The 12,171-nt window shown below is 68.1% G+C and carries 10 protein-coding genes; 3 read left to right on the plus strand and 7 right to left on the minus strand.

The genetic code is table 11. From position 1 onward, the window contains the following. The coding region (locus tag AC3XYG_RS03595) for a M81 family metallopeptidase (RefSeq protein ID WP_489138441.1) at positions 1–1,422 on the plus strand (1,422 nt) is incomplete at its 5' end. A 3-nt stretch (positions 1,423–1,425) separates the two neighbouring features. Here the strand turns inward: AC3XYG_RS03595 and AC3XYG_RS03600 are convergent. The 4 genes from AC3XYG_RS03600 to AC3XYG_RS03615 form a co-directional block, all read right to left on the minus strand. After that, the gene (locus AC3XYG_RS03600; RefSeq protein WP_489138442.1) at positions 1,426–4,560 is read right to left on the minus strand and encodes an efflux RND transporter permease subunit; all 3,135 of its coding nucleotides are present in this window, start codon (positions 4,558–4,560) and stop codon (positions 1,426–1,428) included. 22 nt (positions 4,561–4,582) lie between these two features. Next, on the minus strand, positions 4,583–5,848 hold the full coding sequence (locus tag AC3XYG_RS03605; RefSeq protein ID WP_489138443.1) for an efflux RND transporter periplasmic adaptor subunit: 1,266 nt from the start codon (positions 5,846–5,848) through the stop codon (positions 4,583–4,585). A 207-nt stretch (positions 5,849–6,055) separates the two neighbouring features. After that, a complete protein-coding gene (locus AC3XYG_RS03610) occupies positions 6,056–7,213 on the minus strand; it encodes an iron-containing alcohol dehydrogenase (protein ID WP_489138444.1) in 1,158 nt (385 codons plus the stop codon). Between the two features lie 91 nt (positions 7,214–7,304). Continuing rightward, the gene (locus tag AC3XYG_RS03615; RefSeq protein ID WP_489138445.1) at positions 7,305–8,690 is read right to left on the minus strand and encodes an aldehyde dehydrogenase family protein; all 1,386 of its coding nucleotides are present in this window, start codon (positions 8,688–8,690) and stop codon (positions 7,305–7,307) included. 200 nt (positions 8,691–8,890) lie between these two features. Here AC3XYG_RS03615 and hisN point away from each other — a divergent pair, with 200 nt between their 5' ends. Next, the gene (hisN, locus tag AC3XYG_RS03620; protein ID WP_489138446.1) at positions 8,891–9,667 is read left to right on the plus strand and encodes a histidinol-phosphatase; all 777 of its coding nucleotides are present in this window, start codon (positions 8,891–8,893) and stop codon (positions 9,665–9,667) included. A 16-nt stretch (positions 9,668–9,683) separates the two neighbouring features. On the opposite strand, the gene AC3XYG_RS03625 is transcribed toward hisN, so the two are convergent. From AC3XYG_RS03625 to AC3XYG_RS03635, 3 genes are all read right to left on the minus strand, one after another. Next, positions 9,684–9,827, minus strand: coding sequence for a hypothetical protein (locus AC3XYG_RS03625; protein WP_489138447.1), 144 nt, complete (start codon positions 9,825–9,827; stop codon positions 9,684–9,686). Continuing rightward, a complete protein-coding gene (locus AC3XYG_RS03630) occupies positions 9,817–10,326 on the minus strand; it encodes an AAA family ATPase (RefSeq protein WP_489138448.1) in 510 nt (169 codons plus the stop codon). The genes AC3XYG_RS03625 and AC3XYG_RS03630 overlap by 11 nt, the downstream gene beginning before the upstream one ends. A gap of 98 nt (positions 10,327–10,424) precedes the next feature. Then, entirely contained in the window at positions 10,425–10,844 is a 420-nt protein-coding gene (locus AC3XYG_RS03635) for a nuclear transport factor 2 family protein (RefSeq protein ID WP_489138449.1), read from the minus strand. Positions 10,845–11,302: 458 nt separating this feature from the next. On the opposite strand from AC3XYG_RS03635, the gene AC3XYG_RS03640 reads away from it, so the two are divergent. Next, on the plus strand, positions 11,303–12,171 hold an 869-nt coding region (locus tag AC3XYG_RS03640), incomplete at its 3' end, for a calcium-binding protein (RefSeq protein ID WP_489138450.1).

The following is a 12,171-nucleotide window of genomic DNA, read 5'->3' on the forward strand; positions in this document are numbered from 1 at the left end:
CTGGCGGATGGCTGGCCCGGCCTGTCGCGCGGCCCGGCGTTGCTGCCGGCGCTGGTCGGGATCAACCTGCCGGCCGCCGGCTTCATCGATGCCGCCATGGCGGCAGGGCATGCGATCGTGCCGCTGCTGTGGTGCTCGGCCTCACCCTCGGCGCCGGTGACCGACGATGCCTTTGAGCGGATCACGGCGATGCTGGTCGAAGACCTGCGGGCGGCCGGGCCAGTCGATGCGATCTATCTCGACCTGCACGGCGCCATGGTGACGGAGAGCGTCCCGGATGGCGAAGGCGAGATCCTGGCCCGCATCCGCGCCATGGCCGGACCGGACATTCCGGTGGTTGTCAGCCTCGACCTGCACGCCAACGTCACGCAGCGGATGGTGGATCTGGCCGATGTGCTGGTGCCCTACCGCACCTATCCCCATGTCGACATGGCCGAGACCGGCGCGCGGGCGGCGGCGCTGCTGGACCGGCTGCTGTCCGGCTGGCGGCCGGCAAAGGCGTTCCGGCAGGCGGAGTTCCTGATCTCGCTGGTCGCGCAATGCACGCTGACCGCCCCGGCCCGCGATCTCTACGCGCTGCTGGCCGATCTCGAGCGCCGGCACGACGTGTCGCTCGGCCTTTCCATGGGCTTCCCGGCGGCAGACTTCGCCGATTGCGGCCCAAGCCTGGTTGGCTATGGCGCCGATGCCGCCGTGCTGGCCGCCGCGATGGGTGAGCTGATGGGTACGATCACGGCGGCTGAGCCGAATTTCGTGCCGACACTGCTGCCGCCCGATGCGGCGGTGGCGGAGGCGAAGCGTCTGGCGGTGGGCGCGCAGCGCCCGGTCGTCCTGGCCGACACCCAGGACAATCCGGGCGGCGGTGCCGAATCCGACGGCGTGGTGCTGCTCGACGCCCTGATCCGCGGCGGGGCGGAGGGGGCGGTGCTGGGTGTGCTGGCCGATGCCGAAACGGCGGCGGCGGCGCATGCGGCAGGGCAGGGGGCGGTGCTGGCGCGCGGCATCGGCGCCGGCAGCGCCTATGGCGGGCAACAGCCGCTGCAGGGCGATTGGACGGTCGAGGCGCTGGGCGACGGCCGCTTCACCGGTACCGGGCCGTTCTATGGCGGCAACCGGATGCAGCTCGGCCCCATGGCGCTGCTGCGCCATTCCGGCGGCGTCCGGGTCGTGGTGTCCAGCCGCAAGCAGCAGGCGGCCGACCAGGCGATGTTCCGGCATCTCGGGGTCGAGCCGGCGGCGCAGCGGATCCTGGCGCTGAAAAGCTCGGTCCATTTCCGCGCCGATTTCGAGCCGATCGCCGCGGCAGTGCTGGTGGTCGAGGCGCCGGGTCCGAACCTGGCCGACCCGGCGGCGCAGCCCTTCACCCGCCTGCGCGACGGCGTCCGCCTGCGCCCGCTGGGGCCGGTGTTCAGAGGGGGCTGAGCGTCACTCCGCCGGGGCGTGGCCGGCGCCGGACGGCGCGGGCTTGCCGCCGCGGCGCATCCAGCGACCGAACGACAGGGCGCCGTGGGTCAGGTCCTCGACATACAGGTACAGCACCGGGGTGATGTACAGCGTCAGGGCCTGCGACACGATCAGGCCGCCGACCACGGCGAGGCCCAGCGGCTGGCGCAGTTCGGCGCTGGCGCCCTGGCCGACCGCGATCGGCAGCGCGCCCATCAGGGCGGCCATGGTGGTCATCATGATCGGCCGGAAGCGCAGCGTGCAGGCGCGGTAGATCGCGTCGCGGGCCGACAGCCCGTCGTTGCGCTGCGCATTCAGCGCGAAGTCGATCATCATGATCGCGTTCTTCTTGACGATGCCGATCAGCATCAGGACGCCGATGATGGCGATGACCGACAGGTCGGTGCGGAACACCATCAGCGTGCCCAGCGCGCCGATCGCGGCCGAGGGCAGGCCGGACAGGATCACCAGCGGGTGGGTGAAGCTCTCATACAGGATGCCCAGCACGATGTAGATCGTCAGCACCGCGCCGAGCAGCAGCATCCCCTGGTTCTGCAGCGACTGCTGGAACACCTGGGCGTTGCCGGCATAGCCGGTGGTGATGGTCACCGGCAGGCCGATCTCCGACTTGATCCGGTCGACATCGCCGGTGGCGTCGCTGAGCGATTTGCCTTCGGCGACGTTGAAGGAGATGGTGACGGCCGGCAGCTGCCCCTGCTGGTTCACCGACAGCGGCCCGGCCGTGCGCGACACGCTGGCGAAGGCGCCGAGCGGGACGAGGGAACCGTTCGACGAGCGGACATAGATCTTGTCGAGTGAATCCGCGGCCCAGGGGAAATCGGGATCGACCTCCAGGATCACCTCGTAGCTGTCGACCGAAGTGAAGATGGTCGAGATCTGCTCGGTGCCGAAGCCGCCATAGAGGGTCGAGCGCAGCGCGTCGCTGGTGACGCCGAGCTGGGCCGCCTTGTCCCGGTCGACATTCAGCGTCGCCTGCAGCGCGTTCAACTGCAGGTCGCTGACCACGTCCCGCAGCACGCCGGATTTGCGCATTTCCGTCGTCATCCGGCCGGCCCAGTCATACAGCTCCTGCTGGTTCAGGCCCTGCATCACGAACTGGTACTGGCTGGAGGAGGACCGGCCGCCGACGCGCAGGTTCTGCACCGGCACCATGTAGCTGTCGATGCCGGACACCTGCGACAGCTGGCGCCGCAGATCCGTGATCACGCTGTCCAGCGGCGGCCGCTGTTCCTTCGGCTTCAACTGCACGAACAGCCGGCCGGAGTTCAGCGTGCCGCCATAGCCGTTGGTGCCGATGCTGGACACCACATGGTCGACATAAGGCGAATTGCGGAACACGTCGCGGACCTGGCTCTGCAGCCCGATCATCGCATCGAAGGACACGTCCTGGCGCGTCTGGGTCGTCACCGAGAGCTGGCTCAGATCCTCGGTCGGGAAGAAGCCCTTCGGGATGAGGGTGAACAGCAGCATGGTGCCGCCGATGGTGCAGAAGAACAGCAGCAGCATCACCGGGCGGTGCGCCAGGCTCCAGCGCAGCGTCCGGGAATAGCCATTGAGGACGGCCTGGAAGCCGCGCTCCAGCGTCCGGCCGATCAGGCCTTCCGGCTTCTCCTCGTCATGGGTGTGCAGGAAGCGCGCGCACATCATCGGCGTCAGCGTCAGCGAGACGAAGGCCGACGCCGCGATCGACATCGTCACCACGACTGCGAATTCGTTGAAGATGCGGCCGACCACGCCGCCCATCAGCAGCACCGGGATGAACACGGCGACCAGCGACAGGGTGATCGACAGGATGGTGAAGCCGATCTCGCGGCTGCCTTTCAGCGCCGCCTCGAACGGCTTCATGCCCTCTTCGATGTAGCGGACGACGTTCTCCAGCATCACGATCGCGTCGTCGACGACGAGGCCGACCGAGAGGGTGAGGCCGAGCAGCGAGATATTGTCGATGCTGAAGCCGCACAGATACATGCCGGCGACGGTGGCCACGAGCGAGATCGGGACGGTGATCGTCGGGATGATCGTGGCCGACAGGCGGCGCAGGAACAGGAAGATCACCATGACCACCAGCCCGATCGTCAGCAGCAGCGTGAACTGCACGTCGGTGACCGCCTGGCGGATCGAGGTCGACCGGTCGTTCAGCACGTTGATGTGAACCGAGGGCGGCATGTCGGCCGAGAATTTCGGCAGCAGTTCCTTCACGGAATCGACGACGGCGACGGTGTTGGCGTCAGGCTGGCGCTGCACCGCCAGCACGATCGACCGGTTGCCGTCGAACCAGCTCGCCGTCTGGTCGTTCTCGACGGAATCGATCACTTTGGCGACGTCGCCCAGCCGGACCGGCATGCCATTGGGCGAGGCGATGATCAGGTCGGCGAACGCCTTGGCGTCGTACATCTGGGTGTTGGCCTGCAGGATCAGCTGCTGCTTCGGCCCCTGCAGGGTGCCGACGGGGGTGTTGACGTTGGCGGCGGCGACGGCGGTCTGGATGTCGTCGACGCTGATGCCGCGATGGTTCAGCGCGTCGGGGTCGATCTGGACGCGGACGGCGTATTTCTGGCCGCCGTAGATCTGCACCTGGGCCACGCCGGTCAGCGTCGACAGGCTGGGCGAGATCACCTGCTCGGCATAGTTGTCGAGCGTCGACAGCGGCAGCGTGTCGCTGCTGATCGACAGCAGCAGGATCGGGGCGTCGGCCGGGTTGACCTTGCGGTAGCTCGGCGGCGACGTCATCTCCGGCGGCAGCTTGCGCTGCACCGCTGTGATGGCCGACTGGACGTCGGCGGCGGCCGCGTCGATGTCACGGTTCAGGTCGAATTCCAGGGTGATCGTGGTCGACCCCTGGGTCGACGTCGCGCTCATCGACTGGATGCCGGAAATGGTCTCGAACTGCTTCTCCAGCGGCGTCGCCACCGAACTTGCCATCGTGTCGGGGCTGGCGCCGGGCAGGCTGGCCGACACGTTGATGACGGGGAAATCGGTGTTGGGCAGGGCCGCGATCGGCAGCTGGCCGAAGGCGAACAGGCCCGCCAGGACCATGGCCGCCGTCAGCAGGGTCGTCATGACGGGACGGCGGATGCACAGCTCGGACAGGTTCATGGCCGTTTCTCCGAAGCCGTGGTCAGGTCGGTTTGGCGGCCGAGGCCATGCCATCCGGATGCGGGGCGGCGGCCGGGGTGGCACCCGCCGCGGCCTTTTCGGTGATCTTGCTGCCCTGCATCAGCCGCAGCTGGCCTTCGGTCACCACCTTCTCGCCTGGCTTCAGCCCCTGGGCGACCACGGCGACATCGCCGACCGTGCGGGTCACCGTCACCGGGCGCACCTCGGCCGTCCCGTCCGGCCGCGCCACGAAGACGAAGGCGCCATCCTGGCCGGCCTGCAGCGCCACCGTCGGCACCGTGATCGCGTCGTCCTGCTTGCCGAGCTGCAGCGAGGCGCGGACGAACTGCCCCGGCCACAGCGCGAAGGCGGCGTTGTCGAAGGTCGCCTTCAGCGGGATGGTGCCGGACCGGGTGTCGACCCCGCTGTCGATGAAGGTCAGGCGGCCGCTGGCGATGCGCCGCTTGCCGTCGGCGTCGAAGGCATCGACCTGCGGCGGGGTCGGGCTGGTCACCGCCTCGCGCACCGCGTCCAGGTTCCGCTCCGGCACCGTGAAGGCGATGCGGATCGGTGTCATCTGGGTGATGGTGACCAGGCTGGTGACGGCCCCGCTGTTGGCGTTGCTGTTGGTGGTGTTGGCCTTGACCAGGTTGCCGGCCGTGACCGACACGACGCCGAGGCGGCCGGTGATCGGGGCCTTGACCAGGGTGTAGGACAGGGTCAGCTGGGCCTGGTCGAGATTGGCCTGGTCGGCGGCCACGCTGGCCGCTGTCCGCTTGGACGCCGCCATGGCCAGGTCGAAGGCCTGCTGCGAGACCGCACCGGTCTTGACCAGCGGCCGGTCGCGCTCGACATCCGCCGCGGTCTGGTCGCGGTCGGCGATGTCCTTGTCCAGATTGGCCTGGGCCAGGGCGACGGCGGCCTTGGCCGGCTTGTCGTCGAGGGTGAACAGCAGGTCGCCGGCCTGGACGGTCTGGCCGTCGGCGACATGGACCTGCATCACCTGGCTGTCGATGCGGGAGGTGACCAGAACGGTGGAGATCGGCTCGACCGTGCCAATCGCGTCGATGCTGGTGGTGACCGATTTCTGTTCGACCGGGGCGGTGACGACGGGAATGGCCCGGCCGCCCGTGGCCTTCGAGGTGCCACCGGACGACGCATTGCTGCCGCCCTCAGCCGCCGTCTGGCCGCTGCGCTCGATCGCGTCCGCATTGCCGAACCGCTGCCACGCGACAGCACCAATGGCAATGCCGAGGACCGCGACGACCCCCAAAACCGAGCGCTTCATGGTCTGATTCCCGCAACCGGAACACACCGGAAAGGCCCATCCCGCCCCCGGCGCCTGACCAACTTGTAAGACTTTTGTGCAGTGCGATGGGGTTAATAATTTTCAATGCGTCAATTTCGACGGAATGCAAAATGTCGCACGAGTAAAGGGCATCCGGCGCAGCCGTATCCGGTCCAAAGGACCGGATACGGTGGGCTTCGCTCGGGCTTAAAGTCGCCCGTTGACCGCGTCGAGGAACACGGCGCGCAGGTCGTCGGCGTTGACCGGCTTGGCGTTGCTGCCGGTCGATGGGTCGGCCTCGGCCATCCGGCCGATCTCCTCGGCCCGGTTATCGCCGATGCCGATCTCCTTCAGCGTGTGCGGGATGCCGATCTCGCGGCGCAGATCCAGCACCCAGATCAGCGCGGTGTCGAAGCCCGGCTTGGACAGGCCGACATAACGGCCCAGCCGCTCCATCTGGCTCTCGATCGCGTCGCGGTTGTGGACCATGCAGTAGGGCATCAGGATGCCGTTCAGCAGGCCGTGATGCGCGTCGTACAGTGCGCCCAGCGGGTGGGCGAGCGAGTGGATCGATCCCAGCCCCTTCTGGAAGGCGGTGGCGCCCATGCTGGCGGCCACCAGCATGTTGCTGCGCGCCTCGATGTTGCGTCCGTCCTTGACCGCGACCGGCAGCCAGTCGCGGATCAGGCGGATGCCCTCCAGCGCGATGCCGTCAGCCATCGGATGGAAGCCGGGGGCGCACAGCGCCTCCAGGCAATGCGCCAGCGCGTCCATGCCGGTGGCGGCAGTGACCTTCGCCGGCAGGCCGACCGTCAGCTCCGGGTCGGCGATGACCACGACGGGCAGCATCTTCGGATGAAAGATGATGCGCTTCACATGCGCATCCTCGTCGGTGATGACGCCGGCGCGCCCGACCTCGGAGCCGGTGCCGGCCGTGGTCGGGATCGCGATCACGGGGGCGATCTTCGATGCGTCGGCGCGGGTCCACCAGTCGCCGATATCCTCGAAATCCCACAGCGGGCGAGACTGGCCGGCATGGAAGGCGACCGCCTTGCCGGCGTCCAGCGGGCTGCCGCCGCCGAAGGCGATGACGCTGTCATGCCCGCCGGCGCGATAGGCCGCGACGCCGTCGGCGACATTCTTGCCGGTCGGGTTCGGCTTGACGTCGCTGAACACCGCGGTCGGGATGCCGGCCGCCTCGTTGGCGGCGACGGCGTCGATGATCATCGGCAGCTTGGCCAGGCCGGGGTCGGTCACCAACAGCGGCTTCTTCAGGCCATAGGCCTTGCACAGATCCGGCAGTTCCTTGATCCGGCCGGGGCCGAACTTCATCGCGGTCGGGTAGTTCCAGTTGCCTTTGAGCATCGTCGCCTTCATCCGCCCTGTGGTTGACGGTTTTTCCAATTGTCGTTGCTGGGCTTGACCCGGCAATGACTGTGCCAAAAAGAACCTGCCCTCAGCCCGGCAGCCGCAGGTGGAACGACTTCGGCCGGGTCAGGGCGGCGTAGCCGAGCGCCGAGAGGGTGCAGCCGCGGCCGGAATCCTTCACCCCGGTCCAGGCCAGCGCCGGGTCGAGATAGTCGCAGCGGTTCAGGAACCAGGTGCCGGTCGCGACCTGGTCGCCGATCGCCAGGGCGGCATCGACGTCGCGGGTGAACACCGACGCGGTCAGGCCGTAGGGGCTGTCGTTCATCAGCCGAACCGCCTCCTCGTCCGACGTCACCTTCATGATGCCGACGACGGGACCGAAGCTCTCCTCCGACATCACCCGCATCGAATGGTCGACGCCGGTCAGGATCTGCGGCGCCAGATAGGGCGTGCCGGCCGCATCGGCGGCGAAGCCCTTGGCGTCGATCAGCGCGTGGGCACCCTGGCGCACCGCCTCGGCGGTCTGGTCGCGCACGAAATCGGCGGCCGTGGCCCGCACCATCGGCCCCATCGTTGTCGCCTCGTCGGTCGGGTCGCCCAGGACATATTGCCGGGTCAGCTCGACCGCGCCCTCGACGAAGGCGTCATAGACCGCATCATGGACATAGATCCGCTCGATGCCGCAGCAGGACTGGCCGGAGTTGAAGAAGGCGCCGTCGACCAGGGTCTCGATCGCATGCGTCAGGTCGGCATCGGCACGGACATAGCCCGGATCCCTGCCGCCCAGCTCAAGCCCGACGCCGATGAAGCGGCCGACCGCGGCTTCCTCGACCGCGCGGCCGCCGGGGACAGACCCGGTGAAGGCGACGAAATCGACTGCGCCGCTGCCGATCATCTTCGCCGTGGTCTCATGGTCGGCATGGATGTGCTGGAACACGCCGACCGGCAGGCCGGACAGTGCCGCGGCGAAGCGCTCGGCACAGAGCGGGGTCTGGTGCGAATGCTTCAGGATCACCGCATTGCCGGCCAGCAGCGCCGGCAGCACCGCATTGACCGCGGTCAGGTACGGGTAGTTCCAGGGGGCGACCACGAAGACGGTGCCGAGCGGATCGCGCCGGATGAAGCGGCGGAAGCCTTCCTTCGGCCCGACATCGATGTCGGCCAGCGCCTGCTCGGCCACGCCGATCATATAGCGCGACCGCTCCTCGAAGCCGCGGACTTCGCCGGGGGTGTAGCGGATCGGCCGGCCCATCTGCCAGGTGATCTCGCTTGCGATCTCCGGCCCGGCGGCGATGAAGGCGTCGACCGCGGCCGACAGCAGCCGCGCCCGTTCCGGCAGCGGCACGCGCCGCCATTCCGTCTGGGCCGCCCGGGCCCGGGCCAGCGTCGTCTCGGCCTCCGCCTCGGTCGCCAGTGGTCGCTCGACATAGATGCTGCCGTTCACCGGCGTGATCGTCTTCAGAATCTTGGTCATTCGGTCATCCCGAGGGGTCAAATCCGCGGCGCGCATCTTGCGGCCATCCCCGCGGATTTCCCAAGAGCGATCCGGGCATGGCGCGCACGGCGCCGGGCGCATGGCCGGGTGCCGCATACAGAGCCGAAGAGTCCGCAGGGCGGATTGACAGGCTTGGTCGCCGGGCCTATCCGCGGAGCCATTGGAATGGGGAGGGTCGGATGCCGGACACCATCGATCTCGGCGCTGCGGCGCGCTTCGCGGCAGGGCTGGCGGACGCCGCCCGGCCGATCGCGCTGCACTGGTTCCGCACGCCGCTCGACATTGAGCGCAAGGGCGACGAAAGCCCGGTCACCATCGCCGACCGGGCGATCGAGGACGAATTGCGCCGCCTGATCCGCGCCGCCTATCCCGGCCATGCGATCCTGGGGGAGGAGCGGGGCCGCGAAGGCTCCGGCCGCTACACCTGGGTCATCGACCCGATCGACGGCACCAAGAGCTTCATCACCGGCCTGCCGCTGTTCGGCACGCTGATCGCGCTGGCGGACGAGGGGCGGCCGGTGCTGGGCGTGATCGACGTGCCGGCAACCGGCGAGCGTTGGACCGGCACCGCGGCCGGCACGCGCTTCGGCGACGCGCCGGCCCGGGTCAGCTTCTGCCGCAGCCTGGCCGAGGCGCGGCTGTACACCACCTCGCCCGATTTCTTCGATGCGGCGACCTGGCCGCGCTACGACGCGCTCAGCCGCAAGGCGGCGTTCCGGCGCTTCGGCGGCGACTGCTATCCCTACGGGCTGCTGGCCTCCGGCCATTGCGACCTGGTGATCGAGGCCTCGCTGCAGCCTTATGATTTCATGGCGCTGGCGCCGGTGATCGAAGGGGCAGGGGGCGTGATCGCGGATTGGGAGGGGCGCCCGTTGACCATCGAGTCCGGCCCCCGCGTCATCGCCGCGGCGACGCAGGAGCTGCTGGACGAGGCGCTGGGGCTGCTGAACGGCTGAGGCTCCGCCGGTTTGGTCACAGGCCGGGCAGCAGGTGGGCCGCCCAGAACGACATCTGCCCCCAGGGCAGGACGTAGCCGGCGAATTGTGCCGGGCCGGCGACCATCAGGTCCCAGGGGATCGCCAGGGGCGTCATCAGCTTGGCGAACTCAAACAGCATGGGGCGGGTCAGACACCAGTCGCAAAATCAGATCGACCGTTGCCGGGACCGGCCCGTTGGTGTCGATCTCGTGATGGGCGGACTGTCTCAGCAATGGCTCGATCGCCGCGATCAGCTCGCCGACCTTCCGCCGCTCCTCCGCAGTGTGGCCATAGCCGTCCGCGGATCGGGCGCTGAGCCGCTGCAGGATCGTGTCGATCGGTGCTGAAAGCAGGATTACCGTTTCGATCAGGGGGTAAAGCCGGAGCATGTTCTCGGCACAGCCGCTGATGAACAGTATTCCGTCTTCCGACCCGGACAGAAGCGCGCGGACACGGTCCTCGCGCCACACCCAATCCTGTCCCTCGGCCGGGGTCAGCCCGTCGGCCGGATCGGCATCGACCCAGTGCGACCATTCCGGCGAGTCGAGATCGCGCGCCCGGTAGCCTCGCACGCCCAACTCCCGGATCACCGCGGATTTTCCGGTTCCGGACATGCCCGTGATCAGCACGCGCTTCATGCAATTCCCCTCCCGGCCAGCGAGGAGAATTCCATATCGGCAGGGCGGGTCCAAGGCCCTGCCGGATGGCGCAGGTGCGCCACCCGGCCGATGCCGCGTCAGAAGGAGGCGCTCGGATTCACCTGCCAGATCTCGTTGACCAGCTTGTCGCCGCGATAGACCAGGACATAGCGCACCTTCACCGTGTTCTTGCCGGCCAGGGCGATATCGGCGGTGACGGTCGCGCCCTTGGGGTTGGCCGCTTCGGTGATCGAGGCCACGGTCAGCACCTGCGGCCCCTGGGCATGCGAGAACTTGGTCCAGACGTCGCGCAGCGCGGCGGGCGACGCATAGGTGCCGTCGAGCGGCCCGCCGACCCAGGCGAGCGCCGCCGTGTCGGCATAGCCGGACAGGATGCCGGCGACATCGCCCTTGGCGACGGCGTCGATATGGGCCTTGGCCATGTCGGCGGCCGGGCCGGCAAAGGCGGGGCCGGCGGCGATGGCGAATGCGATCACGGAAAATGCGGCGAGGCGCATGGTTGTTTTCTCCCCAATGTCGGATTGCAGTGACCGGAGAGACGCCGGGCCGGTGCGATTATTCCCGAGGAAGATGAGAATTTTCCGGTGATGCCCCAGGCGGTGTGTCGTGCCGGTGCAACCCCGACCCACCCCTGCAAGCATTGAGGATGAAGATCCTGGATCGGCCATAGAGACTATCGGGGTCATGCTGTCATCGGCAAGACGGTGGTCGGGCGCCCGGGCCCGGGCAAAGCTCTGGCGTGGTCGAATTTCCGATCGATACCGCCTGTCTTAACAATTCCAGGGTTGTTGCCAACTCCCCAATCTTCGGGGGTTGGACCGCATCTCTTTTTTCGTGAGATTGGCCAGGCACGGCAACACGCCGTTCAGCCGATGATCCGGGAGCGATGCCGAGCCCTTGCCTCAAGGGCCGCCTGCCGGCGCCCCTCTCCTTTGCCCATTCACGGGAGATTCCGATGCGTTTCGACGGTGACGACCACGACAATCAGCTCCCTACCCCCGGCGAGGACAACAGCGGGAACGACGAGCTCTGGGGCTATGGCGGCAATGACCTGCTCAGCGGCGGCGCCGGAAATGACGTTCTGATCGGCGGTACAGGCGGCGACACGCTGATCGGCGGCGCCGGCATTGACGAGATCAGCTACCTCAACAGCGGTGCCGGCGTCACCGTCAACCTGACCACTCTGGCGGCGTCCGGCGGCGAGGCGACCGGGGATATCATCCACAACGATATCGAGAACATCTCCGGATCCGTGTTCAACGACACCCTGACCGGCTCCGCCATCGCCAACTACATCTGGGGCGACGAGGGCAATGACGTCATCTCCGGCATGGACGGCAACGACATGCTGGTCGGTTATTCCGGCAATGACGTGCTCTATGGCAGCAATGGCGACGACAATCTCGGCGGCCTCGACCAGAACGACACACTGTCCGGCGGCGCGGGCAATGACTCGCTGGATGGCGGCGTCGGCAACGATGTGCTCGACGGCGGCGCCGGTGCCGACGCGCTCACCGGCTACGACGGCGATGACATCCTGCGTGGCGGCGCAGGGGCGGACGATATCGACGGCCAGGGCGGCAACGACACCGCGACCTACAGCGAGAGCACGGCCGGCGTGACGGTCAACCTCGCCACCGGCCTGGGCATTGGCGGCAACGCCCAGGGCGACACGCTGGAGTTCATCGAGAACCTGACCGGCAGCGCCGCCAATGACACCCTGATCGGCAGCAGCGACGCCAATATCCTTGATGGTGGCGGCGGCAATGACACGCTCTATGGCGTCGACAGCAACGACGTCCTCACGGGCGGGGCGGGGGCGGA

The sequence above is a fragment of the Inquilinus sp. genome (genome assembly GCF_057815775.1).